Below are 24,020 nucleotides of genomic sequence, written 5' to 3' on the forward strand. Positions count from 1 at the left end.
CGATATTGAAAGGAGAATTCTATGGCTGACGAACAGACAGTAGATACGCAAAATCCAGAAGCCAATCAGGCGCCCGAGGCCTCGGGTGATGACCTGGCGACCCGTGTACAAGTGCTCGAAGAGCAATTGGCCGCCGCGCAGGATCAATCGCTGCGCGTAGCTGCCGATCTGCAGAACGTCCGCCGCCGTGCCGAGCAGGATGTCGAAAAGGCGCACAAGTTTGCGCTGGAAAAATTCGCCGGCGATCTGCTGCCGATCGTCGACAGCCTGGAGCGTGGTCTCGAGCTGTCGAGCCCGGATGACGAAAGCATCCGTCCGATGCGCGAAGGCATCGAGCTGACCCTGAAAATGTTTCACGACACCCTCACGCGCTATCAGCTTGTCGCTGTCAGCCCGCAGGAAGGCGAACCGTTCAATGCCGTGGAGCATCAGGCGATGGCCATGCAGGAAAGTGCTGACCTGGAGCCGAACAGCATTCTGAAGGTGTTCCAGAAGGGCTACCAGCTCAACGGTCGCCTGCTGCGTCCGGCGATGGTCGTGGTCAGCAAGGCGCCGGCGCCAGTTTCGCCTTCGATTGACGAGAAGGCTTGAAATTAGCCGCAAGGCCCCCATTTACAAGTCAAGCGTTTAAGTATTACCGCAGTCAGCCACCACTGCTGCGGCAAAAAAATCCAAAGTTTCGGGAGAGTGAACATGGGCAAAATTATCGGTATCGACCTGGGGACTACCAACTCCTGCGTCTCCGTGCTGGAAAACGGCAAAGCCAAAGTTATTGAGAACGCTGAAGGCGCGCGCACCACGCCGTCGATCATCGCTTACGCCAACGATGGCGAAATCCTGGTCGGTCAGTCGGCCAAGCGTCAGGCTGTGACCAACCCGCACAACACCCTTTTCGCAGTGAAGCGTCTGATCGGTCGCCGCTTCGAAGAAGAAGTTGTACAGAAAGACATCAAGCTGGTGCCTTACAAGATCGTCAAGGCTAACAATGGTGACGCTTGGGTCGAGGCCTCCGGCAAGCAGATGGCTCCGCCGCAAATCAGCGCCGAAGTCCTGAAAAAGATGAAGAAGACCGCCGAAGACTATCTCGGTGAGGCTGTGACCGAAGCGGTGATCACCGTTCCGGCGTACTTCAACGACAGTCAGCGTCAGGCAACTAAAGATGCTGGCCGCATCGCCGGTCTGGACGTAAAACGTATCATCAATGAACCGACCGCTGCTGCTCTGGCTTACGGTATGGACAAGGCCAAGGGCGATCACACCGTGATCGTTTACGACCTCGGTGGTGGTACTTTCGACGTCTCCGTGATCGAGATCGCTGAAGTTGACGGCGAGCACCAGTTCGAAGTGCTGGCCACCAACGGCGACACCTTCCTGGGTGGCGAAGACTTCGACATGCGCCTGATCGACTACCTCGTCGACGAGTTCAAGAAAGAGTCCGGCATGGACCTGAAGAACGATCCTCTGGCCCTGCAGCGTCTGAAAGAAGCCGCTGAGAAAGCCAAGATCGAGCTGTCTTCCTCGCAGTCGACCGACGTCAACCTGCCGTACATTACTGCAGACGCGACCGGTCCGAAGCATCTGAATGTGAAGATCTCCCGTGCCAAGCTCGAATCGCTGGTTGAAGATCTGGTGACTCGTACCATCGAGCCATGCCGCATTGCTCTGAAAGACGCCGGCATCGACGCCAGCAAGATTGACGACGTGATCCTGGTCGGCGGTCAGACCCGTATGCCGATGGTGCAGAAAGCTGTTTCGGATTTCTTCGGTAAAGAAGCACGTAAAGACGTGAACCCGGACGAAGCTGTTGCCATGGGTGCTGCGATCCAGGGCGCCGTTCTGGCCGGTGACGTGAAAGACGTTCTGCTGCTCGACGTCAGCCCGCTGACCCTGGGTATCGAAACCATGGGTGGCGTGATGACCGCGCTGATCGAGAAAAACACCACGATTCCTACCAAGAAATCGCAAGTGTTCTCGACGGCCGACGACAACCAGGGCGCCGTGACCATTCACGTCCTGCAAGGCGAGCGCAAGCAAGCCGCACAGAACAAGTCCTTGGGCAAGTTCGACCTGGCCGATATTCCACCTGCTCCACGTGGTGTGCCGCAGATCGAAGTGACCTTCGACATCGACGCCAACGGCATCCTGCACGTAGGTGCGAAGGACAAGGCGACTGGCAAAGAGCAGAAGATCACCATCAAGGCCAACTCTGGTCTGTCGGATGAAGAAATCCAGAAGATGGTGCGCGACGCCGAGCTGAACGCCGAGGAAGACCGCAAGTTCGAAGAGCTGGCCGCTGCCCGTAACCAGGGTGATGCACTGGTTCACTCGACTCGCAAGATGATCGCCGACGCTGGCGACAAAGTGACTGCAGAAGAGAAGACTGCAATCGAAGCGGCTGTGGTTGCCCTGGAAGCTGCCGTCAAAGGCGACGACAAGGCTGCCATTGACGCCAAGGTTGAAGAGCTGTCGAAAGTCTCTGCACCGGTTGCTCAGAAGATGTACGCCGAACAGGCTCAGCCTGCTGAAGGCGCAGCACCGCACGACGAGAAAGCTGAAAAGGCTGACGATGTTGTTGATGCCGAGTTCGAAGAAGTCAAAGACCACAAGTAAGTTGTTGGTCGCCCGGTTGACTGCCTTGCGGCGGTGACTGGTAGGATGTCGCCGCGCGGGAGCTTGCTCCCGCGTTGGCGTATCTGGAATACGCGAATTTTTACAGCATGCGACAAGCTTCGTGTGTTGGCGGTATGGCCGGGAATGCTCCTGCTTTTCGCGCCGCAAATACCGCATGAACCAAAGACCAGGATCGTTGAATTGACGTGAGTTGGGTCCGGGCCTGTATTGGGGCTCAACGAGTTTGGCGAAGCTCAGGAGGGGTTTGCCGAACGTCCTCAAGAGTATGAAGAACTTATGGCTAAGCGTGACTATTACGAAGTGTTGGGTGTTGAGCGCGGCTCAAGCGAAGCAGACCTGAAAAAGGCCTATCGCCGTCTGGCGATGAAGCACCACCCGGACCGTAATCCCGGTGACAAGGCGTCGGAAGATCTGTTCAAGGAGGCCAACGAAGCCTACGAAGTGCTGTCCGATTCCAGCAAGCGTGCAGCGTACGATCAGTACGGTCATGCCGGCGTCGACCCGAGCATGGGCGGCGGGGGTGCCGGTTTCGGCGGTCAGAACTTCTCCGACATCTTCGGTGATGTCTTCAGTGACTTCTTCGGTGGCGGTCGCGGCGGTTCCCGTGGCGGCGCCCAGCGCGGCAGCGATTTGCGTTACACCCTGGAGCTGAACCTGGAAGAAGCGGTACGCGGTACGACCGTGAATATCCGCGTTCCGACACTGGTCAATTGCAAACCATGTGATGGATCGGGTGCCAAGAAAGGCTCGTCGCCATCGACGTGCCCGACGTGCGGCGGCATCGGTCAGGTACGCATGCAGCAAGGCTTCTTCTCGGTGCAGCAGACCTGCCCACGTTGCCATGGTCAGGGCAAGATCATTTCCGATCCGTGCGACTCATGCCACGGCGACGGTCGCGTCGAAGAATACAAAACCCTTTCCGTCAAAGTGCCGGCCGGTGTCGACACCGGTGACCGCATTCGTCTGTCCGGTGAAGGCGAGGCGGGCACTCAGGGTGGCCCGACCGGCGACCTGTACGTGGTGATCAATGTCCGCGAACACGACATCTTCCAGCGTGACGGCAAGCATCTGTTCTGCGAAGTGCCGATCAGCTTCGTCGACGCGGCCCTGGGCGGCGAGCTGGAAATTCCGACCCTCGACGGTCGCGTCAAGCTGAAGATTCCGGAAGGGACTCAGACCGGCAAGCAGTTCCGCGTGCGCGGCAAAGGCGTGGCGCCAGTGCGTGGCGGTGGTGCGGGTGACCTGATGTGCCGCGTGGCCGTCGAGACGCCGGTCAATCTGACCCGTCGTCAACGTGAACTGCTGGAAGAGTTCCGCAGCTCCCTGGCGGACGACAACAGCCACTCCCCGAAAACCACCGGTTGGTTCGACGGTGTGAAACGCTTCTTCGGCGATCTGTAAGGAGTCGGCATGCGACGTATAGCTGTGATGGGCGCTGCCGGGCGCATGGGCAAGATTCTGGTCGAGGCGGTGCAGCAGCGCGCGCCACTGACCGGTCTGACGGCCGCGATTGTCCGCCCTGGCAGTACGCTGATCGGTGTGGATGCCGGTGAGCTGGCTTCGCTCGGTCGAATCGGCGTGCCGCTGTCCGGGAATCTGGAATCAGTGGCGGAAGAGTTCGATGTGTTGATCGACTTCACCCTGCCGGAAGTGATGCTGAAAAACCTGGCCTTCTGCCGCAAGGCCGGCAAGGCGATGGTGATCGGCACGACCGGGCTGGACGCTGCGCAGAAGCAGTTGCTGGCCGAGGCGGGCAAGGATATTCCGATCGTGTTCGCCGCCAACTTCAGTGTCGGCGTCAACCTGTCGCTGAAGCTGCTCGACATGGCGGCACGGGTGTTGGCGGAAGATGCGGACATCGAAATCATCGAAGCCCATCACCGGCACAAGATTGATGCGCCGTCGGGTACGGCCTTGCGCATGGGTGAAGTGATCGCCAATGCGCTGGATCGTGATCTGCAGAAAGTCGCGGTCTATGGTCGTGAAGGCCACACTGGTGCCCGTGAGCGTGAAACTATCGGCTTTGCCACTGTTCGCGGTGGTGATGTAGTGGGCGATCACACGGTGTTGTTTGCCTGCGAGGGCGAGCGGCTGGAGATCACGCACAAGGCTTCGAGTCGCATGACATTCGCCAAGGGCGCGGTGCGTGCGGCGTTGTGGCTGGATGCTCGCGAGCCTGGTTTGTACGACATGCAGGACGTGCTCGGCCTGCATTGAGATGTTCTGAAGCCGGCGCAAACGCCCTGTTTGTGCCGGTTTTGCTCCGCCGGGCGACGCCCTGTCGCATTCTCCGGCCTTTCAGGCTCATTGGCGGTAGACCAAAAATCCCTTTTTCTGTAAGCTACAGCTTTAGTGTGTCCACTAAAAGCGCGCAGAATAATTCAGTGAAGAAGCGGGGTGACGTGTCCATACGTCACTCCGCTTTTTTACAACCTGCGATTGCCCTTTCATGCGTTATTTACGGGAGGTCTTCTTGACTAAGCCAGCCATACTCGCCCTTGCTGATGGCAGCATTTTTCGCGGCGAAGCCATTGGAGCCGACGGTCAGACCGTTGGTGAGGTGGTGTTCAACACCGCAATGACCGGCTATCAGGAAATCCTTACCGATCCTTCCTACGCCCAACAGATCGTTACCCTGACTTACCCGCACATCGGCAACACCGGCACCACGCCGGAAGACGCCGAGTCCGATCGCGTCTGGTCCGCTGGCCTGGTCATTCGTGACCTGCCGCTGGTAGCGAGCAACTGGCGTAACACGATGTCCCTGTCCGATTACCTGAAAGCCAACAATGTTGTGGCGATCGCCGGTATCGACACCCGCCGCCTGACCCGCATCCTGCGTGAAAAAGGCGCACAGAACGGCTGCATCATGGCCGGCGACAACATCTCCGAAGAGGCGGCCATCGCCGCGGCGCAAGGCTTCCCGGGCCTGAAGGGCATGGATCTGGCGAAAGTCGTCAGCACCAAGACCCAATACGAATGGCGCTCCACTGTCTGGGATCTGAAAACCGACAGCCACGCGACCATCGAAGCCTCCGAGCTGCCTTACCACGTGGTTGCCTACGACTACGGCGTCAAGGTCAACATCCTGCGCATGTTGGTCGAGCGCGGCTGCCGCGTCACTGTCGTTCCGGCACAGACCCCGGCGGCCGACGTGCTGGCCTTGAAGCCGGACGGCGTGTTCCTGTCCAACGGTCCTGGTGATCCGGAGCCTTGCGACTACGCGATCCAAGCGATCAAGGAAGTGCTGGAAACCGAAATTCCAGTCTTCGGCATCTGCCTCGGTCACCAGCTGCTGGCTCTGGCCTCCGGCGCCAAGACCCTGAAAATGGGCCACGGCCACCACGGTGCCAACCACCCGGTGCAGGATCTGGACACTGGCGTCGTGATGATCACCAGCCAGAACCACGGTTTCGCGGTTGACGAAGAAACCCTGCCAGCCAACGTCCGCGCGATCCATAAATCGCTGTTCGACGGCACCCTGCAAGGCATCGAGCGCACCGACAAGAGCGCGTTCAGCTTCCAGGGTCACCCTGAGGCGAGCCCGGGCCCGAACGATGTGGCCCCTCTGTTTGACCGCTTCATCAACGAGATGGCCAAGCGACGCTAAGCGCTCGCCTTGAGACTGTAGCGAGAAGCCCTTGAGGGCGGCCCCGGAACCGGCGGCCCCCTCGGGACTTCAGAAATCGATCAAGACGGCTTGCCGACTGACCTGCGGATTTGAGTGACAAACCCATGCCAAAACGTACAGACATTAAAAGCATCCTGATTCTCGGCGCTGGCCCGATCGTTATCGGCCAGGCCTGCGAATTCGACTACTCCGGCGCCCAGGCCTGTAAAGCCCTGCGCGAAGAGGGTTACCGCGTCATCCTGGTGAACTCCAACCCGGCCACCATCATGACCGACCCGGACATGGCCGACGCGACCTACATCGAGCCGATCAAGTGGCAGACCGTTGCCAAAATCATCGAAAAAGAGCGTCCGGATGCCGTGCTGCCAACCATGGGCGGCCAGACTGCTCTGAACTGCGCCCTGGACCTGGAGCGCGAAGGCGTTCTGGAGAAGTTCGGCGTAGAGATGATCGGTGCCAACGCCGACACCATCGACAAGGCTGAAGACCGTTCGCGTTTCGACAAGGCGATGAAAGCCATCGGCCTGGAATGCCCGCGTTCCGGTATCGCCCACAGCATGGAAGAAGCCAACGCGGTGCTCGAGCGCCTGGGCTTCCCGTGCATCATCCGTCCGTCCTTCACCATGGGCGGCACCGGTGGCGGTATCGCTTACAACCGTGAAGAGTTCGAAGAAATCTGCGCCCGTGGTCTGGACCTGTCGCCAACCAAGGAACTGCTGATCGACGAATCGCTGATCGGCTGGAAAGAATATGAAATGGAAGTTGTCCGCGACAAAAAGGACAACTGCATCATCGTCTGCTCGATCGAGAACTTCGACCCGATGGGCGTGCACACCGGTGACTCGATCACCGTTGCCCCGGCCCAGACCCTGACCGACAAGGAATACCAGATCCTGCGTAACGCCTCGCTGGCGGTGCTGCGCGAGATCGGCGTCGAGACCGGCGGTTCCAACGTTCAGTTCGGTATCTGCCCGGACACCGGCCGCATGGTCGTGATCGAGATGAACCCGCGTGTATCCCGCTCGTCGGCTCTGGCCTCGAAAGCCACCGGTTTCCCGATCGCCAAGATCGCGGCCAAGCTGGCGGTCGGTTACACCCTCGACGAACTGCAGAACGACATCACTGGCGGTCGTACCCCGGCGTCCTTCGAGCCGTCCATCGACTACGTCGTGACCAAGCTGCCGCGCTTCGCTTTCGAGAAGTTCGCCAACGCTGATGCGCGCCTGACCACTCAGATGAAGTCGGTCGGTGAAGTCATGGCCATCGGCCGTACCTTCCAGGAATCCCTGCAGAAAGCTCTGCGCGGTCTGGAAGTGGGTGTTTGCGGTCTGGACGAGAAAGTCGACCTGAGCAACCCGGAAAGCATGAGCGTGCTCAAGCGCGAACTGACTGTGCCGGGCGCCGAGCGTATCTGGTACGTGGCGGACGCTTTCCGCGCCGGCATGACCGTCGAAGAAATCTTCGGCATGAACATGATCGATCCGTGGTTCCTGGTGCAGATCGAAGATCTGGTCAAGGATGAAGAGAAGGTCAAGACCCTCGGTCTGTCCGCTATCGACCGCGATCTGATGTACAAGCTCAAGCGCAAAGGTTTCTCCGACCAGCGTCTGGCCAAGCTGCTGGGCGTCACCGAGAAGAACCTGCGCACTCACCGCCACAAGCTGGAAGTGTTCCCGGTCTACAAGCGAGTCGACACCTGCGCGGCCGAGTTCGCCACCGACACCGCCTACCTGTACTCGACCTACGAGGAAGAGTGCGAAGCCGCGCCGTCCGGTCGCGACAAGATCATCATCCTCGGCGGTGGCCCGAACCGTATCGGTCAGGGCATCGAGTTCGACTACTGCTGCGTTCACGCGGCACTGGCGCTGCGCGATGACGGCTACGAGACCATCATGGTCAACTGCAACCCGGAAACCGTTTCCACTGACTACGACACTTCCGACCGTCTGTACTTCGAACCGGTGACCCTGGAAGACGTGCTGGAAATCTGCCGCGTCGAGAAGCCGAAGGGCGTGATCGTCCAGTACGGCGGCCAGACGCCTCTGAAACTGGCTCGCGCCCTGGAAGCAGCCGGCGTGCCGATCATCGGCACCAGCCCTGACGCCATCGACCGTGCCGAAGACCGTGAGCGCTTCCAGCAAATGGTCGAGCGTCTGAACCTGCGTCAGCCGCCAAACGCTACCGTGCGCAGCGAAGACGAAGCCGTTCGCGCTGCCGCGAAAATCGGTTACCCGCTGGTGGTGCGTCCGTCCTACGTACTGGGCGGCCGGGCGATGGAAATCGTCTACAAGGAAGAAGAACTCAAGCGTTACCTGCGTGACGCGGTGCAAGTGTCGAACGACAGTCCGGTGCTGCTCGACCACTTCCTCAACTGCGCCATCGAGATGGACGTGGATGCGGTCTGCGACGGCAAGGACGTAGTGATCGGCGCGATCATGCAGCACATCGAACAGGCGGGCGTTCACTCCGGTGACTCCGCGTGCTCGCTGCCGCCGTACTCGCTGCCGGCACGCATCCAGGACGAGATGCGCGAACAGGTCAAGAAAATGGCCCTGGAGCTGGGCGTGGTCGGCCTGATGAACGTTCAGTTGGCGCTGCAAGGCGAAGACATCTACGTCATCGAAGTCAACCCGCGTGCTTCCCGTACCGTACCGTTCGTGTCGAAGTGCATCGGTATTTCCCTGGCAATGGTCGCGGCTCGCGTGATGGCCGGTAAAACCCTGAAGGAAATCGGCTTCACCAAAGAAATCATCCCGAACTTTTACAGTGTGAAAGAGGCGGTGTTCCCGTTCGCCAAATTCCCTGGCGTTGACCCGATCCTCGGCCCAGAGATGAAGTCCACTGGTGAAGTGATGGGCGTCGGCGACACCTTCGGCGAAGCCTTCGCCAAAGCCCAGATGGGCGCCAGCGAAGTGCTGCCGACCGGCGGTACCGCATTCATCAGCGTGCGCGATGATGACAAACCACTGGTTGCAGGCGTGGCCCGTGATCTGATCAACTTGGGCTTCGAAGTCGTCGCCACTGCCGGCACTGCCAAGCTGATCGAAGCCGCAGGTCTGAAAGTGCGTCGCGTGAACAAGGTGACCGAGGGGCGTCCGCACGTGGTCGACATGATCAAGAATGACGAAGTCACTTTGATCATCAACACCACCGAAGGTCGCCAGTCGATCGCCGATTCCTATTCCATTCGCCGTAACGCCTTGCAGCACAAGATTTACTGCACCACCACCATTGCTGCTGGCGAAGCTATCTGTGAAGCGCTGAAGTTCGGTCCCGAGAAGACCGTACGCCGCTTGCAGGATCTACACGCAGGATTGAAGGCATGAATAAATACCCAATGACCGTCCAGGGCTCCAAGGCCCTGGAAGAAGAGCATGCTCACCTGACCAAGGTCGTTCGTCCGAAGCTCAGTCAGGACATCGGTACGGCCCGCGAGTTGGGTGATTTGAAAGAAAACGCTGAATACCATGCTGCGCGCGAACAGCAAGGCATGGTCGAGGCGCGGATCCGTGACATCGAAGGTCGCCTGCAGAACGCGGTGATCATTGACGTGACGACCATTCCGCACACCGGCAAAGTGATTTTCGGCACTACCGTCGAAATCGCCAACGTCGAGACTGATGAAAGCGTGACTTACCAGATCGTGGGTGAGGATGAGGCGGACATCAAACTCGGCAAGATTTCCGTCGGCTCGCCGATCGCTCGCGCCTTGATTGCCAAGGAAGAGGGCGATACGGTCGTCGTGAAAACGCCAGGTGGCGATATCGAGTACGAGATTGTCGAAGTCCGTCATATCTGAGGGTGGCCGCCTGCTGCATGCGGGCGCAATGCTCTGGCAACTGGCCCAGATGTTGTGGGTCGGTGGCCTGTGGCTGGTACATCTCGGTCTGCGACCGGTGCTGGGTCAAATCGGCCTGGCACCGCTGCTGATCGATGAAGTTGCAAGTACGTTTGAAGTGGCGGTGGTGGGGTTTGCCGTCGCGTGCGTGATATTTCAGGCTTTGGTGCTGGTACAGGCCGAGGGCCTTGCCAGTCTATGGCGGGATTTTCGCGGGCAGGTGTTGCTGATGGGGTTGTATGCGTGTGCGATGTTTGTCGCAGTGCGTGTCGGCTGGCCGGATGCGCAGCGCTGGCAGGTGTTCAGCTTTCTTGTGTTGGGTTTTTCCGGGCTGGTGCTGGTATTGCAGCCGGTGCCGGGATGGAGTGGCAGGGTGCGCGAAGCACACCCATGACCCTTGCCATCACTTGAAGCGATGGACGTTCGACAGCTGCTTGTTGACGCTGAAGTTCTTGCGGTAAATCAGTGCCATCTTGCCGATGACTTGAACCAGATCGGCCTTGCCGACCTTGCACAGCTCTGCAACGGACGCCAGGCGCGCCTCGCGATCGAGGATGTTGAGCTTGATCTTGATCAGCTCGTGATCTGCCAATGCGCGTTCGAGCTCGGCTAAAACACCCTCAGTCAAACCGTTGTCAGCCACAGTCAGAACCGGTTTCAGGTGGTGACCAATGGATTTGTATTGTTTCTTCTGCTCTGGAGTGAGCGGCATAATCTGACCCTTTCGTCTGGATTCTGTAAAATGGCGGCCATTTTACCCGAGGGCTCGTGGATCCGCCCAATTAATCACGACCCTAATCAACGAGGTGCCCAATGGCGCGTTCCAAGACAAGCCTTGGTTGGCTGAAAAGACATGTCAATGATCCCTATGTGAAGCAAGCGCAGAAGGATGGCTACCGCTCGCGTGCGAGTTACAAGCTTCTGGAGATCCAGGAGAAATACAAACTGATCCGTCCGGGCATGAACGTCGTCGACCTGGGCGCGGCGCCTGGCGGCTGGTCGCAGGTCACCAGCCGGCTGATCGGTGGTCAGGGGCGACTGATCGCCTCGGACATCCTGGAAATGGACAGCATCCCGGACGTGACTTTCATCCAGGGTGACTTCACCGAGGATGCAGTGCTCGCTCAGATCCTTGAGGCTGTGGGTAATTCGCAGGTGGACCTTGTGATTTCCGATATGGCCCCCAATATGAGTGGTACGCCTGAAGTGGACATGCCAAAAGCCATGTTCCTTTGCGAGCTGGCGCTTGATCTGGCGGAACGGATACTCAAGCCGGGTGGCAATTTCGTGATCAAGATTTTTCAGGGCGAAGGGTTCGATACTTACCTGAAGGATGCTCGTAAGAAGTTCGACAAGATCCAGATGATCAAGCCGGACTCCTCTCGTGGCAGCTCTCGCGAGCAGTACATGCTGGCTTGGGGCTACCGCGGTCGTAGCGAGTAAAACGAGGTTTTTTGGCGGGGCGATAGGTTTTTCATATTTCGCCCCGCGCGCATAAGCGAATATTGTGTAGAAAGTGTTTCACAAAGGGTTACAGACGGCGCCTGCCAGAGCTGTAGGTAATGTAGTAAGTTAGGCCGGTGAATATCATGCGAAGCGCGCGCCAGTAGCGGAGCTTGCTTCAGAGGGTAGTTAATTGAACGATATGGCAAAGAATCTGATCCTGTGGTTGATCATCGCGGCTGTCCTGGTGACGGTGATGAACAACTTCTCCAGCCCTAACGAGCCGCAGACCCTCAACTATTCCGACTTCATCCAGCAGGTCAAGGATGGCAAGGTCGAGCGCGTGGCCGTCGACGGCTATGTGATTACCGGCAAGCGCAACGATGGCGACAGCTTCAAGACCATTCGTCCGGCAATTCAGGACAATGGCTTGATTGGCGACCTGGTCGACAACCACGTTGTAGTAGAAGGCAAGCAGCCTGAACAGCAAAGCATCTGGACCCAGCTTCTGGTAGCCAGCTTCCCGATCCTGGTGATCATCGCGGTGTTCATGTTCTTCATGCGCCAGATGCAGGGCGGTGCGGGTGGCAAGGGCGGGCCGATGAGCTTTGGCAAGAGCAAGGCGCGTCTGCTGTCCGAAGATCAGGTGAAAACCACCCTGGCTGACGTTGCCGGTTGCGACGAAGCGAAGGAAGAAGTGGGTGAGCTGGTCGAGTTCCTCCGTGATCCGGGCAAGTTCCAGCGCCTGGGCGGCCGCATTCCTCGCGGCGTGCTGATGGTTGGCCCTCCGGGTACCGGTAAAACCTTGCTGGCCAAGGCGATTGCCGGCGAAGCCAAGGTGCCGTTCTTCACCATTTCCGGTTCCGACTTCGTCGAAATGTTCGTCGGTGTCGGTGCGAGCCGCGTTCGTGACATGTTCGAACAGGCCAAGAAGCACGCTCCATGCATCATCTTCATTGACGAGATCGACGCCGTTGGTCGCCATCGTGGCGCCGGCATGGGGGGCGGTCACGACGAGCGCGAACAGACTCTCAACCAGTTGCTGGTCGAGATGGACGGTTTCGAAATGAATGACGGCATCATCGTCATTGCAGCGACCAACCGTCCTGACGTGCTGGACCCTGCTTTGCTGCGTCCGGGTCGTTTCGACCGTCAGGTGGTGGTCGGCTTGCCGGACATCCGTGGTCGCGAGCAGATCCTCAAGGTTCACATGCGTAAAGTGCCAATGGGTGACGATGTCGCTCCGGCCGTTATCGCACGTGGCACGCCGGGTTTCTCCGGTGCCGATCTGGCGAACCTGGTCAACGAGGCTTCTTTGTTTGCTGCCCGTGCCGGCAAGCGCATCGTCGAAATGAAGGAGTTCGAACTGGCCAAAGACAAGATCATGATGGGCGCCGAGCGCAAATCCATGGTCATGTCCGAGAAGGAAAAGCAGAACACCGCTTATCACGAAGCAGGCCACGCCATTGTTGGCCGCGTCGTGCCCGAGCATGATCCGGTCTACAAGGTGTCGATCATCCCGCGCGGTCGTGCGTTGGGTGTGACCATGTTCCTGCCGGAAGAGGATCGCTACAGCCTGTCCAAGCGTGCGCTGATCAGTCAGATCTGCTCGCTGTACGGCGGCCGTATTGCCGAAGAGATGACTTTGGGCTTTGACGGTGTAACCACGGGTGCTTCCAACGACATCATGCGTGCGAGTCAGATTGCGCGGAACATGGTGACCAAGTGGGGTCTGTCGGAAAAACTGGGTCCGTTGATGTACGCCGAAGAAGAGGGTGAAGTATTCCTCGGTCGCGGCGGTGGCGGTCAGAATGCCAGCTTCTCAGGTGAGACAGCCAAGCTGATCGACTCCGAAGTGCGCAGCATCATCGATCAGTGCTACGGCACCGCCAAACAGATACTCACGGACAACCGCGACAAGCTCGATGCCATGGCGGATGCCCTGATGAAGTACGAGACGATCGATGCCGAGCAGATCGACGACATCATGGCCGGTCGTACACCGCGCGAGCCTCGCGACTGGTCGGGTGGTACCGGTACTGGCACGCCGCCTGTCATTCAGGGCGAGCGTCCGGAAACACCGATTGGCGGCCCGGCTGCCGACGTTTAAGGTTTGAAATGACTTCTGTACAGTCCCTGACCCGGTTGCCTTGCGGCAACCGGGTTCTTGATTTGGCCCGGACGCACGTCATGGGCATTCTCAACGTAACTCCCGATTCCTTTTCCGACGGTGGCCGATACAGCCAGCACGATGCTGCCTTGCGTCATGCAGAAGCCATGGTTGCAGCGGGTGCGACGCTGATCGATGTGGGCGGGGAGTCGACCCGTCCGGGCGCGCGGGCGGTTTCTCCGTTGGAGGAGCTGGAACGTGTCGCTCCCGTCGTCGAGCTGATCAATCGCGAACTGGATGTGGTCATATCGGTCGATACGTCCACTCCGGCGGTCATGCGCGAAACAGCGCGTTTGGGTGCTGGCTTGATCAACGACGTTCGTTCGCTACGGCGGGATGGCGCGCTTGATGCGGCAGCGGCCACGGGATTGCCCGTGTGCCTGATGCACATGCTCGGCGAGCCTGGCGACATGCAGGATGATCCGCGTTACCAGGATGTCACCCGGGAAGTGGGTGAGTTTCTTGCTGAACGCATGGCTCGGTGTGAGGTGGCAGGCATTCCGGCCGAGCGGATCGTTCTCGATCCGGGCTTCGGCTTCGCCAAAACCCTGCAGCACAATCTAAGCTTGTTCAAGCATATGGAAGCCCTGCATGCGCTGGGGCGGCCACTGTTAGTGGGCGTTTCGCGCAAAAGCATGATCGGTCATGCGTTGAATCGCCCTGTAGGTGAGCGTCTTTACGGTGGTCTGGCATTGGCTGCCCTGGCATCGGTGAAAGGTGCGCGTATATTGCGCGTCCATGATGTGGCGGAAACGGTGGACGTGGTGCGAATGCTCGCAGCCGTGGAATCAGCCGAATAAGAATGATGGAGCACTTATGAGCAAGAAATACTTTGGTACTGACGGCATTCGTGGTCGTGTCGGGGAATACCCGATCACGCCGGACTTCATGCTCAAGCTCGGCTGGGCTGCCGGCATGGCCTTTCGCAAGATGGGCGCCTGCAAGGTGCTGGTCGGCAAGGACACGCGGATTTCCGGCTACATGTTTGAATCGGCACTCGAGGCTGGCCTTACATCTGCAGGTGCCGATGTAATGCTGCTCGGCCCTATGCCGACTCCGGCCATTGCCTACCTGTCGCGTACATTCCAGGCCGAAGCCGGAATCGTGATCAGTGCATCGCACAATCCCCATGACGATAACGGCATCAAGTTCTTCTCTGGTAAAGGCACCAAGTTGCCCGATGAGCTGGAGCTGATGATAGAGGAATTGCTTGATACGCCAATGACCGTTGTCGAGTCGAGCAAGATCGGCAAGGTGTCGCGCATCAATGATGCGTCAGGCCGCTATATCGAGTTCTGCAAGAGCTCCGTGCCGACTGGCACCAGTTTCTCCGGCCTGAGGATCGTCATCGACTGCGCACACGGTGCCACTTATAAGGTAGCGCCGAGTGTTTTTCGTGAGCTGGGTGCCGAGGTCGTTGTTCTGTCGGCTCAGCCTAACGGTCTGAACATCAATGACAACTGTGGCTCCACGCACATGGGGCAATTGCAGGCGGCGGTGTTGTCCGAACATGCGGATCTGGGTATCGCCTTCGATGGCGATGGCGACCGGGTGTTGATGGTCGATCACACCGGTGCGATTGTCGATGGTGACGAGCTGCTGTACATCATTGCGCGTGATCTGCATGAGCGCGGCAAGTTGCAGGGCGGTGTGGTGGGTACCTTGATGAGTAACCTCGGGCTGGAGCTCGCGCTCGCAGATCTGGGTATTCCTTTCGTACGCGCCAATGTCGGCGACCGCTATGTGATCGCCGAACTGCTGGAGCGTAACTGGCTGGTGGGTGGCGAGAACTCGGGGCATGTCGTGTGTTTCAATCACACCACCACGGGTGATGCGATCATTGCTGCTTTGCAGGTGCTGATGGCGCTGAAGACGCGTAACGAAGGGCTTGCTCAAACTCGCCAGGCGTTGCGCAAGTGTCCGCAGGTGCTGATCAACGTGCGTTTCGGTGGGGGGGAAAGCCCGCTGGAGCACCCGGCTGTCAAGGAAGCGAGCGCTCGCGTAACCCAGGCGATGGCGGGTCGTGGTCGCGTGCTTTTGCGCAAGTCCGGAACAGAGCCTCTGGTGCGTGTGATGGTCGAAGGCGAGGACGAATCCCAGGTTCGTGGCTATGCCGAGGAACTGGCAAAACTGGTAACTGAAGTTTCTGCCTGATTCGGCTTGCCAGCCATGATTGTGTTGGGTAACATCTGCGCCCACTTTGACCGACGAGGTACAGCATGCGTCGCCCTATGGTAGCTGGTAACTGGAAGATGCACGGTACCCGCGCCAGCGTCGCTGAGCTGATCAACGGCCTTCGTCATCTGGCCTTGCCAAGCGGTGTTGATGTCGCGGTATTCCCGCCTTGCTTGTATATCAATCAAGTGATTGATGGCTTGAAAGGTAAATCGATTTCGGTTGGTGCGCAGAATTCTGCGGTGGAATCCATGCAAGGTGCCTTGACGGGCGAGATTGCGCCGAGTCAGTTGGTGGATGCAGGCTGTTCCCTGGTGCTTGTCGGGCACTCCGAGCGTCGCCAGATCATGGGCGAGCGAGACGGAATGCTGAATCGCAAGTTTGCAGCGGCGCAGGCATGTGGCTTGATTCCGGTGTTGTGTGTAGGGGAGACCCTGGAGCAGCGCGAAGCCGGAAAGACTCTTGAGGTTGTCGGGCGTCAGCTGGGCAGTATCATCGAGGAGCTGGGTGTCGGTGCTTTTGCCAATGCAGTGATCGCTTACGAGCCGGTCTGGGCGATTGGTACCGGGCTGACTGCAACGCCGCAGCAGGCTCAGGATGTGCATAAGGCCATTCGTGAGCAGTTGGCGGCAGAGAATTCTGAAGTGGCACGAGGTGTGCGACTTCTATACGGCGGCAGCGTGAAGGCGGCCAATGCGGTCGAACTGTTCGGCATGCCGGATATCGATGGGGGGCTCATTGGTGGGGCTTCCCTGAATGCAGATGAGTTCGGTGCGATTTGTCGCGCCGCGGGAAACTGAAAAAATGCTGGAAACAGTCGTAGTCGTTTTTCATCTGCTGGGTGCATTGGGCGTAGTTGCTCTGGTTTTGCTGCAGCAGGGTAAAGGTGCGGACGCTGGCGCGTCTTTCGGAGCAGGTGCTTCAAATACTGTGTTCGGAAGCCAAGGTTCCTCTACCTTTCTTAGTAAGTTTACTGCTATACTTGCCGCCGGTTTCTTCATAACCAGCTTGGGGTTAGGATACTTTGCTAAAGAGAAGGCTCATCAGCTGACTCAAGCAGGTTTGCCAAACCCGGCAGTGTTGGAAGTTCCAAAGCAACAACCGGCTTCTGATGATGTCCCGGTGCTTCAAGAGCAAAAGTCGGCTACTCCAGCGACTGACGTACCTCCAGCTCAAGAGCAGAAGTAAGAAGGGTTTCAAACGTAGTATTGCCGAGGTGGTGGAATTGGTAGACACGCAACCTTGAGGTGGTTGTGCCCATAGGGTGTAGGGGTTCGAGTCCCCTTCTCGGTACCAATTAGTCAGGAGAGCCCGCTGTTGCGGGCTTTCTTGCAGGTGGAAGGTTACATTGACCCTATAAGGGATCGGTCGTATACTTCCGCCCCAGCTTTGTCGCGGGGTGGAGCAGTCTGGTAGCTCGTCGGGCTCATAACCCGAAGGTCGTCGGTTCAAATCCGGCCCCCGCAACCAGTTTAAGGAGCCCCTTTTAAGGGGCTTTTTGTTAGCTGGACACTTTCAACGCCGCTGTTCGACGGCGTTTCAAGGATGGGCGTTTCGCCCATTTTTTTATTTTGCATAGCATGCACATACATGCACGAGGGGGTTCAGGTGTCGAGCAAGCTAGAAGAGTTGCAGGCCTTGTTGGCCCCGGTGGTCGTGGCCCTAGGCTATGAATGCTGGGGTATTGAGTTTTCGGCTCAAGGTCGCCACTCAATGTTGCGCGTTTATATCGATAAGGAAGGCGGCGTACTGGTGGACGATTGCGCCATCGTCAGCCGTCAGATCAGCGGTGTGCTGGATGTTGAAGATCCGATTTCCGTTGAATACACCCTTGAAGTTTCCTCGCCAGGCATGGAACGCCCACTGTTCACTCTTGAGCAGTTTGCCAAATATGTCGGTGAACAAGTGAAGATCAAGCTGCGCTCGCCTTTTGAAGGTCGACGCAACTTTCAGGGCCTTCTGCGCGGTGTAGAAGAGCAGGACGTCGTGGTGCAGGTGGAAAACCATGAGTTCCTGTTGCCGATCGATATGATCGACAAGGCCAACATTATTCCCAGTTTTGACTGAGACGCGGATCCCGCGGATCCAATGGCTTGCGAAAGGCGAGGCGTACGATGAGCAAAGAAGTACTGCTGGTTGTTGAGTCGGTATCCAATGAAAAGGGTGTACCGGCAAGCGTAATTTTTGAAGCGCTGGAGCTGGCTCTGGCCACTGCTACCAAAAAGCGTTTTGAAGACGAAGTTGATCTGCGTGTGGAAATCAACCGCCACACCGGTTCCTACGAAACATTCCGTCGCTGGACGGTCGTCGAAGAGAATGATCTCGATGATCCGGCCATCGAAACCTGGCCGAGCAAGGTTGCTGAAACGCACCCTGGCGCCAAGGTTGGCGACGTCGTTGAAGAAAAGATCGAGTCCATCGAGTTCGGCCGCATCGCTGCGCAGACCGCCAAGCAGGTCATCGTGCAGAAAGTGCGCGAAGCCGAACGCGCTCAAGTGGTTGACGCTTATCGCGAGCGCCTCGGAGAAATCATCTCCGGCACCGTGAAGAAAGTGACCCGCGACAACGTGATCGTCGACTTGGGTAATAACGCTGAAGCGTTGCTGGCCCGTGAAGACATCATTTCTCGCGAAACCTTCCGTGTTGGCGTGCGTCTGCGTGCGCTGCTCAAGGAAATCCGCACCGAGAACCGCGGTCCTCAGCTGATCCTGTCGCGTACCGCGCCGGAAATGCTGATCGAGCTGTTCCGTATCGAAGTGCCGGAAATTGCTGAAGGTCTGATCGAAGTCATGGCCGCATCCCGTGATCCGGGTTCGCGTGCCAAGATCGCTGTCCGTTCCAAGGACAAACGCATCGACCCGCAAGGCGCGTGCATCGGTATGCGCGGTTCGCGCGTCCAGGCCGTGTCGGGCGAGTTGGGTGGCGAGCGTGTCGACATCGTCCTTTGGGACGATAATCCGGCTCAGTTCGTGATCAATGCCATGTCGCCGGCAGAAGTGGCGGCCATCATCGTTGACGAAGATGCCCATGCCATGGACATCGCCGTTGGCGCAGACAATCTGGCTCAGGCCATCGGTCGTGGTGGTCAGAACGTGCGTCTGGCGAGCCAGCTGACTGGCTGGACCCTGAACGTGATGACCGAATCGGACATCCAGGCTAAGCAGCAAGCGGAAACCGGCGACATCCTGCGCAACTTCATCGACGAGCTGGAAGTCGACGAAGAACTGGCTCAGGTGCTGGTAGACGAAGGCTTCACCAGCCTGGAAGAGATTGCCTACGTACCGTTGGAAGAAATGCTCAACATCGACGGCTTTGACGAAGACATCGTCAACGAGCTTCGCGCTCGTGCCAAGGATCGCTTGTTGACCAAAGCCATCGCTACTGAGGAAAAGCTGGCAGACGCCCATCCGGCCGAAGACCTGCTCTCGCTTGAGGGTATGGACAAGGATTTGGCGATGGAACTGGCGGTGCGCGGCGTAATTACCCGCGAAGACCTGGCCGAGCAGTCTATTGACGACCTGCTCGACATCGACGGCATTGACGATGATCGTGCCGGCAAGTTGATCATGGCCGCCCGAGCCCACTGGTTCGAGTAATTAGGCGCGGCCTGAGGAGAGAAGTGCATGACGCAAGTCACGGTGAAACAACTGGCCGATGAGGTCAAAACACCGGTAGAGCGCCTGTTGCAGCAGATGCGTGAGGCAGGTCTGCCGCACACCGCCGCCGAAGAAAATGTGACTGACAGTGAGAAGCAATCCCTGCTGACCCACTTGAAAAGCAGCCACAAGGCGAAAGTGGAAGAACCACGCAAGATCACGCTGCAGCGTAAAACCACCAGCACCCTGCGTGTGGCTGGCAGCAAAAGCATCAGCGTTGAAGTCCGCAAGAAGAAAGTTTTCGTACAGCGTAGCCCGGAAGAAATCGAAGCCGAGCGCAAGCGTGAACTGGATGAACGTCGCGCAGTAGAAAATGCTGCCCGTCAGAAGGCTGAAGAAGAAGCCCGCGTGCGCGCCGAAGAAGAAGCGCGTCGCCAGCCTGCCGCGCCGTCCGCTCCTGCCGAAGCCGTCGCTGCACCTGCGCCAGTGGCCGAACCAGTGCGCGAAGCCGCGCCGGTTGTGGCTGCTGCCCCAGCTGCCGACACTCGCAAGCGTGACGAGCAGCGCCGCCCGGACAAGCCACGTGCCGACGACAACAACCGTCGTGGTGGTGATGGCGAGCGCAAAAACGCTCCGCATCGCGCATCGGTCAAGGAAAAGGCTCCGGCACCACGTGTGGCGCCACGCACGACCGACGAAGAAAGCGATGGATTCCGTCGCGGCGGTCGCGGCAAGGCCAAGCTGAAGAAACGCAACGCCCACGGTTTCCAGAGCCCGACCGGCCCTGTCGTGCGTGAAGTGAAGATCGGCGAAACCATCACTGTTGGCGATCTCGCCCAGCAGATGTCGGTCAAGGCTGCCGAAATCATCAAGTTCATGTTCAAACTGGGTACTCCAGCGACCATCAACCAGGTGCTTGATCAGGAAACTGCTCAACTGGTAGCCGAAGAACTGGGCCACAAAGTGACCCTGGTCAGCGACACCGCCCTGGAAGATTCCCTGGCCGAGTCCTTGAAGTTCGAAGGTGAAGCGGTTCCTCGTGCGCCGGTTGTGACCGTAATGGGTCACGTTGACCACGGTAAGACCTCGCTGCTCGACTACATCCGTCGTGCCAAGGTAGCTGCTGGCGAAGCCGGCGGTATCACCCAGCACATTGGTGCATACCACGTTGAAACCGAACGCGGCATGGTCACCTTCCTCGACACCCCGGGTCACGCCGCGTTTACCGCCATGCGTGCCCGTGGTGCCAAGGCGACCGACATCGTGATCCTGGTAGTTGCGGCGGACGACGGCGTCATGCCACAAACCATCGAAGCCGTTCAGCACGCTGTTGCTGCCGGCGTTCCGCTGGTGGTTGCGGTGAACAAGATCGACAAGCCGGGTGCCGACCTCGATCGCATCCGTAGCGAACTGTCGGCCCACGGCGTGACCTCTGAAGACTGGGGTGGCGACACTCCATTCGTCCCGGTCTCCGCGAAGATGGGTACCGGCGTCGACGAACTGCTCGAAGCTGTATTGCTGCAGGCTGAAGTTCTCGAACTGACCGCCACGCCTTCGGCTCCTGGCCGTGGTGTCGTGGTTGAATCGCGTCTCGACAAGGGCCGTGGCCCGGTGGCGACTGTTCTGGTTCAGGACGGTACGCTGCGTCAAGGCGACATGGTGCTGGTCGGCTCGAACTATGGCCGCGTGCGCGCCATGCTCGACGAGAACGGCAAGCCGATCAAGGAAGCGGGCCCGGCCATTCCGGTCGAGATCCTCGGCCTGGACGGTACGCCTGACGCTGGCGACGAGATGAGCGTGGTTGCCGACGAGAAGAAAGCCCGTGAAGTGGCTCTGTTCCGTCAAGGCAAGTTCCGCGAAGTCAAGCTGGCTCGCGCTCACGCCGGCAAGCTGGAAAACATCTTCGAAAGCATGGGTCAGGAAGAGAAGAAGACGCTTAACATCGTCCTCAAATCCGACGTCCGTGGTTCGCTGGAAGCCTTGCAGGGCGCTCTGAACGGCCTGGGCAACGACGAAGTGCAAGTGCGCGTGGTCGGTGGCGGCGTCGGTGGTATCACCGAATCCGATGCCAACCTGGCACTGGCTTCCAACGCTGTACTGTTCGGCTTCAACGTGCGTGCCGATGCCGGCGCACGGAAGATCGTCGAGCAGGAAGGTCTGGACATGCGTTACTACAACGTGATCTACGACATCATCGAAGACGTCAAGAAAGCCCTGACCGGTATGCTTGGCAGCGACGTTCGCGAGAACATCCTCGGTGTGGCCGAAGTCCGTGACGTATTCCGTTCGCCTAAGTTCGGCGCCATCGCCGGCTGCATGGTGATCGAGGGTACTGTTCACCGTAACCGTCCGATCCGTGTACTGCGTGAAGACATCGTTATCTTCGAAGGCGAGCTGGAGTCCCTGCGCCGCTTCAAGGATGACGCTTCCGAAGTACGTGCCGGCATGGAATGCGGTATCGGCGTGAAGAGCTACAACGACGTCAAAGTCGGCGACAAGATCGAAGTCTTCGAGAAGGTTCAGGTTGCTCGCAGCCTCTGACTCGCGCACTTCAAGGGCCACGTCGGGCCGCCGCATGCAAGTGCGCGGCACGGCGTCAGGACTCTAAACGCAACGCCCGGTCTGGCTTTTGTCAGGCCGGGCGTTTGCCGCTTTCAGACCTTGCGGGTTTCACCGCAGGGCAGTAACAGGTAACAAATCATGGCAAAAGAATACAGCCGTACCCAACGTATCGGCGATCAGATGCAGCGTGAGCTGGCCCAGCTGATCCGTCGTGAAGTCAAAGACCCGCGCGTCGGCCTGGTCACCATTACCGCTGTGGAAGTCAGCCGTGACGTCGGTCACGCAAAGATCTTCATCACCGTGATGGGGCAGGACAACGCCGAAGACATCGCGCAAAGCATCAAGGTTCTCAACGCTGCCGCCGGCTTCCTGCGCATGCAGCTGGCCCGTGAAATGAAGCTGCGCAGCGTGCCGCAATTGCACTTCCACTACGACGAAAGCGTCGTGCGGGGTGCGCACCTGTCGGCCCTGATCGAGCGCGCCGTGGCTGAGGACAATCAGCACGTGGCTGCGGCAGAACCCGAAGACACCAAGGAGTAACTCGGTGGCTCAGGTCAAACGTATCCGTCGTAACGTCAGCGGCATCATCCTGCTCGACAAGCCGCTGGGGTTCACCTCCAACGCAGCCTTGCAGAAGGTTCGCTGGTTGCTCAACGCCGAAAAGGCCGGTCACACCGGCAGTCTCGACCCTCTGGCCACCGGCGTGCTGCCGTTGTGCTTTGGCGAGGCGACCAAGTTCTCGCAGTACCTGCTCGATTCCGACAAGGGTTACGAAACCCTGGCGCAACTGGGCAAGACCACCACCACGGCAGACGCCGAAGGTGAGGTTTTGCAGGAACGTCCGGTGACCGTTGGTCAGGCCGACATTGAAGCGGTTCTGCCGAAATTTCGTGGGCAAATCAGTCAGATACCGCCGATGTACTCGGCTCTCAAGCGTGATGGCCAGCCCCTGTACAAGTTGGCCCGTGCTGGCGAAGTAGTGGAGCGCGAACCGCGTTCTGTTACTATTGCGCGCTTGGAATTGCTGGCCTTCGAAGGCGATACTGCGCGTCTTGCGGTGGATTGCAGCAAGGGCACCTATATTCGCACCCTGGTGGAGGATATCGGTGAGCAACTCGGTTGTGGTGCGTACGTCGCTGAACTGCGTCGTACCCAGGCCGGGCCTTTCACCCTGGCGCAGACCGTGACCCTCGAAGAGCTGGAAGCGGTACATGCCGAAGGCGGCAACGAAGCGGTCGACCGCTTCCTGATGCCATCGGACAGCGGCCTGCAGGATTGGCCGTTGCTGCAGTTCTCGGAAGCGAGCGCGTTCTACTGGCTCAACGGCCAGCCGGTACGTGCCCCGGATGCTCCGAAGTTCGGCATGGTGCGGGTACAGGATCACAACGGTCGCTTCATCGGTATCGGTGAAGTGAGCGAAGACGGGCGCATCGCGCCGCGTCGACTGATTCGGTCAGAATGACCGGAAACCGGTCTGTGTAACAGCAGGCCGGCGAGTGTGGCTGTCAACAGGCACGGTCACTACTCTTTTATAGATACAGGGATTTGTCCCTGGCCTGTTGAAACTGTTTTTGAAACAGTTTCCTGATAAAAGGATTGCCTCATGGCTCTCGACGTTCAAGAAAAAGCTCAAATCGTTGCCGACTACCAGCAAGCCGTTGGTGACACTGGTTCGCCAGAAGTGCAAGTTGCACTGCTGACCGCCAACATCAACAAACTGCAAGGTCACTTCAAGGCCAACGGTAAAGACCACCACTCCCGTCGTGGTCTGATCCGCATGGTTAACCAGCGTCGCAAGCTGCTGGACTACCTGAAAGGCAAGGACGTGAGCCGTTACAGCGCTCTGATCGCTCGCCTGGGTCTGCGTCGCTAATCAGCGATTGCGCTATGAGGTTGGTTGTCTGTCAGACGTCAGCGGGTTTCCGCCGGCGTCCGGCAGGCTCCCAGCCTCAAGTTTTATCTGGATACACGTTT

Annotated in this window: 21 protein-coding genes and 2 tRNA genes; 22 read left to right on the plus strand and 1 reads right to left on the minus strand. The window is 58.7% G+C overall.

Going from position 1 to position 24,020, the window contains the following annotated elements; genetic code table 11:
* The first annotated feature begins 21 nt into the window (after positions 1-21).
* The 8 genes from grpE (at position 22) to JKA62_RS18620 (ending at position 10,494) form a co-directional block, all read left to right on the plus strand.
* Positions 22-591, plus strand: a complete 570-nt coding sequence (gene grpE / locus JKA62_RS18585; protein WP_011332394.1) for a nucleotide exchange factor GrpE — start codon at positions 22-24, stop codon at positions 589-591.
* Positions 592-693: 102 nt separating this feature from the next.
* Positions 694-2,610 carry a molecular chaperone DnaK gene (dnaK, locus tag JKA62_RS18590; RefSeq protein ID WP_011332395.1) on the plus strand — a complete coding sequence of 639 codons (1,917 nt, stop codon included), beginning with the start codon at positions 694-696 and terminating at the stop codon, positions 2,608-2,610.
* 297 nt (positions 2,611-2,907) lie between these two features.
* Entirely contained in the window at positions 2,908-4,032 is a 1,125-nt protein-coding gene (dnaJ, locus tag JKA62_RS18595; RefSeq protein ID WP_041475136.1) for a molecular chaperone DnaJ, read from the plus strand.
* Between the two features lie 9 nt (positions 4,033-4,041).
* Positions 4,042-4,848 carry a 4-hydroxy-tetrahydrodipicolinate reductase gene (dapB, locus tag JKA62_RS18600; RefSeq protein WP_011332397.1) on the plus strand — a complete coding sequence of 269 codons (807 nt, stop codon included), beginning with the start codon at positions 4,042-4,044 and terminating at the stop codon, positions 4,846-4,848.
* A 256-nt stretch (positions 4,849-5,104) separates the two neighbouring features.
* Complete coding sequence (carA, locus tag JKA62_RS18605; RefSeq protein WP_041475137.1) at positions 5,105-6,241, plus strand: glutamine-hydrolyzing carbamoyl-phosphate synthase small subunit; 1,137 nt, start codon at positions 5,105-5,107, stop codon at positions 6,239-6,241.
* A 125-nt stretch (positions 6,242-6,366) separates the two neighbouring features.
* Entirely contained in the window at positions 6,367-9,588 is a 3,222-nt protein-coding gene (gene carB / locus JKA62_RS18610) for a carbamoyl-phosphate synthase large subunit (protein ID WP_011332399.1), read from the plus strand.
* Complete coding sequence (greA, locus tag JKA62_RS18615; protein ID WP_007953757.1) at positions 9,585-10,061, plus strand: transcription elongation factor GreA; 477 nt, start codon at positions 9,585-9,587, stop codon at positions 10,059-10,061. The genes carB and greA overlap by 4 nt, the downstream gene beginning before the upstream one ends.
* 28 nt (positions 10,062-10,089) lie before the next feature.
* Entirely contained in the window at positions 10,090-10,494 is a 405-nt protein-coding gene (locus JKA62_RS18620; RefSeq protein WP_011332400.1) for a hypothetical protein, read from the plus strand.
* A gap of 9 nt (positions 10,495-10,503) precedes the next feature.
* Here JKA62_RS18620 and JKA62_RS18625 read toward each other — a convergent pair whose 3' ends face one another.
* On the minus strand, positions 10,504-10,812 hold the full coding sequence (locus tag JKA62_RS18625; RefSeq protein ID WP_011332401.1) for a YhbY family RNA-binding protein: 309 nt from the start codon (positions 10,810-10,812) through the stop codon (positions 10,504-10,506).
* Positions 10,813-10,913: 101 nt separating this feature from the next.
* On the opposite strand from JKA62_RS18625, the gene rlmE reads away from it, so the two are divergent.
* The 14 genes from rlmE to rpsO all read left to right on the plus strand — a co-directional run bounded on the left by rlmE (position 10,914) and on the right by rpsO (position 23,919).
* The gene (gene rlmE, locus JKA62_RS18630; RefSeq protein ID WP_011332402.1) at positions 10,914-11,543 is read left to right on the plus strand and encodes a 23S rRNA (uridine(2552)-2'-O)-methyltransferase RlmE; all 630 of its coding nucleotides are present in this window, start codon (positions 10,914-10,916) and stop codon (positions 11,541-11,543) included.
* 202 nt (positions 11,544-11,745) lie between these two features.
* Positions 11,746-13,653 (plus strand): ATP-dependent zinc metalloprotease FtsH, encoded by a 1,908-nt coding sequence (gene ftsH / locus JKA62_RS18635; RefSeq protein WP_011332403.1) that lies wholly within the window; start codon positions 11,746-11,748, stop codon positions 13,651-13,653.
* Between the two features lie 8 nt (positions 13,654-13,661).
* A complete protein-coding gene (folP, locus tag JKA62_RS18640) occupies positions 13,662-14,513 on the plus strand; it encodes a dihydropteroate synthase (RefSeq protein ID WP_201818983.1) in 852 nt (283 codons plus the stop codon).
* Positions 14,514-14,529: 16 nt separating this feature from the next.
* Positions 14,530-15,867, plus strand: coding sequence for a phosphoglucosamine mutase (glmM, locus tag JKA62_RS18645; RefSeq protein ID WP_011332405.1), 1,338 nt, complete (start codon positions 14,530-14,532; stop codon positions 15,865-15,867).
* A 65-nt stretch (positions 15,868-15,932) separates the two neighbouring features.
* On the plus strand, positions 15,933-16,688 hold the full coding sequence (gene tpiA / locus JKA62_RS18650) for a triose-phosphate isomerase (protein ID WP_007953744.1): 756 nt from the start codon (positions 15,933-15,935) through the stop codon (positions 16,686-16,688).
* A gap of 4 nt (positions 16,689-16,692) precedes the next feature.
* Positions 16,693-17,076 carry a preprotein translocase subunit SecG gene (gene secG / locus JKA62_RS18655; RefSeq protein ID WP_011332406.1) on the plus strand — a complete coding sequence of 128 codons (384 nt, stop codon included), beginning with the start codon at positions 16,693-16,695 and terminating at the stop codon, positions 17,074-17,076.
* Positions 17,077-17,098: 22 nt separating this feature from the next.
* A tRNA-Leu gene (locus JKA62_RS18660) sits at positions 17,099-17,184 on the plus strand.
* A gap of 97 nt (positions 17,185-17,281) precedes the next feature.
* Positions 17,282-17,358: transfer RNA gene (locus JKA62_RS18665), tRNA-Met, on the plus strand.
* A 138-nt stretch (positions 17,359-17,496) separates the two neighbouring features.
* Complete coding sequence (rimP, locus tag JKA62_RS18670) at positions 17,497-17,955, plus strand: ribosome maturation factor RimP (RefSeq protein ID WP_041475500.1); 459 nt, start codon at positions 17,497-17,499, stop codon at positions 17,953-17,955.
* A 47-nt stretch (positions 17,956-18,002) separates the two neighbouring features.
* Positions 18,003-19,484, plus strand: a complete 1,482-nt coding sequence (gene nusA / locus JKA62_RS18675) for a transcription termination factor NusA (protein WP_003221546.1) — start codon at positions 18,003-18,005, stop codon at positions 19,482-19,484.
* A 27-nt stretch (positions 19,485-19,511) separates the two neighbouring features.
* On the plus strand, positions 19,512-22,025 hold the full coding sequence (gene infB, locus JKA62_RS18680) for a translation initiation factor IF-2 (protein WP_011332408.1): 2,514 nt from the start codon (positions 19,512-19,514) through the stop codon (positions 22,023-22,025).
* 159 nt (positions 22,026-22,184) lie between these two features.
* Positions 22,185-22,586, plus strand: a complete 402-nt coding sequence (gene rbfA / locus JKA62_RS18685) for a 30S ribosome-binding factor RbfA (RefSeq protein WP_007953741.1) — start codon at positions 22,185-22,187, stop codon at positions 22,584-22,586.
* 4 nt (positions 22,587-22,590) lie between these two features.
* Positions 22,591-23,508, plus strand: a complete 918-nt coding sequence (gene truB / locus JKA62_RS18690; RefSeq protein ID WP_007953739.1) for a tRNA pseudouridine(55) synthase TruB — start codon at positions 22,591-22,593, stop codon at positions 23,506-23,508.
* A 141-nt stretch (positions 23,509-23,649) separates the two neighbouring features.
* The gene (rpsO, locus tag JKA62_RS18695) at positions 23,650-23,919 is read left to right on the plus strand and encodes a 30S ribosomal protein S15 (RefSeq protein WP_011332409.1); all 270 of its coding nucleotides are present in this window, start codon (positions 23,650-23,652) and stop codon (positions 23,917-23,919) included.
* The last annotated feature ends 101 nt before the right edge of the window (positions 23,920-24,020 follow it).

This window comes from Pseudomonas sp. B7 (genome assembly GCF_016735645.1).
Taxonomy (GTDB): domain Bacteria; phylum Pseudomonadota; class Gammaproteobacteria; order Pseudomonadales; family Pseudomonadaceae; genus Aquipseudomonas; species Aquipseudomonas glycinae.

Coding starts and splice junctions, on each gene's coding strand:
- grpE (WP_011332394.1), top strand. CDS start 22: ATGGCTGACGAACAGACAGTAGATACGCAAAATCCAGAAGCCAATCAG.
- dnaK (WP_011332395.1), top strand. CDS start 694: ATGGGCAAAATTATCGGTATCGACCTGGGGACTACCAACTCCTGCGTC.
- dnaJ (WP_041475136.1), top strand. CDS start 2,908: ATGGCTAAGCGTGACTATTACGAAGTGTTGGGTGTTGAGCGCGGCTCA.
- dapB (WP_011332397.1), top strand. CDS start 4,042: ATGCGACGTATAGCTGTGATGGGCGCTGCCGGGCGCATGGGCAAGATT.
- carB (WP_011332399.1), top strand. CDS start 6,367: ATGCCAAAACGTACAGACATTAAAAGCATCCTGATTCTCGGCGCTGGC.
- greA (WP_007953757.1), top strand. CDS start 9,585: ATGAATAAATACCCAATGACCGTCCAGGGCTCCAAGGCCCTGGAAGAA.
- JKA62_RS18620 (WP_011332400.1), top strand. CDS start 10,090: ATGCTCTGGCAACTGGCCCAGATGTTGTGGGTCGGTGGCCTGTGGCTG.
- JKA62_RS18625 (WP_011332401.1), bottom strand. CDS start 10,812: ATGCCGCTCACTCCAGAGCAGAAGAAACAATACAAATCCATTGGTCAC.
- rlmE (WP_011332402.1), top strand. CDS start 10,914: ATGGCGCGTTCCAAGACAAGCCTTGGTTGGCTGAAAAGACATGTCAAT.
- ftsH (WP_011332403.1), top strand. CDS start 11,746: ATGGCAAAGAATCTGATCCTGTGGTTGATCATCGCGGCTGTCCTGGTG.
- folP (WP_201818983.1), top strand. CDS start 13,662: ATGACTTCTGTACAGTCCCTGACCCGGTTGCCTTGCGGCAACCGGGTT.
- glmM (WP_011332405.1), top strand. CDS start 14,530: ATGAGCAAGAAATACTTTGGTACTGACGGCATTCGTGGTCGTGTCGGG.
- tpiA (WP_007953744.1), top strand. CDS start 15,933: ATGCGTCGCCCTATGGTAGCTGGTAACTGGAAGATGCACGGTACCCGC.
- secG (WP_011332406.1), top strand. CDS start 16,693: ATGCTGGAAACAGTCGTAGTCGTTTTTCATCTGCTGGGTGCATTGGGC.
- nusA (WP_003221546.1), top strand. CDS start 18,003: ATGAGCAAAGAAGTACTGCTGGTTGTTGAGTCGGTATCCAATGAAAAG.
- infB (WP_011332408.1), top strand. CDS start 19,512: ATGACGCAAGTCACGGTGAAACAACTGGCCGATGAGGTCAAAACACCG.
- rbfA (WP_007953741.1), top strand. CDS start 22,185: ATGGCAAAAGAATACAGCCGTACCCAACGTATCGGCGATCAGATGCAG.
- rpsO (WP_011332409.1), top strand. CDS start 23,650: ATGGCTCTCGACGTTCAAGAAAAAGCTCAAATCGTTGCCGACTACCAG.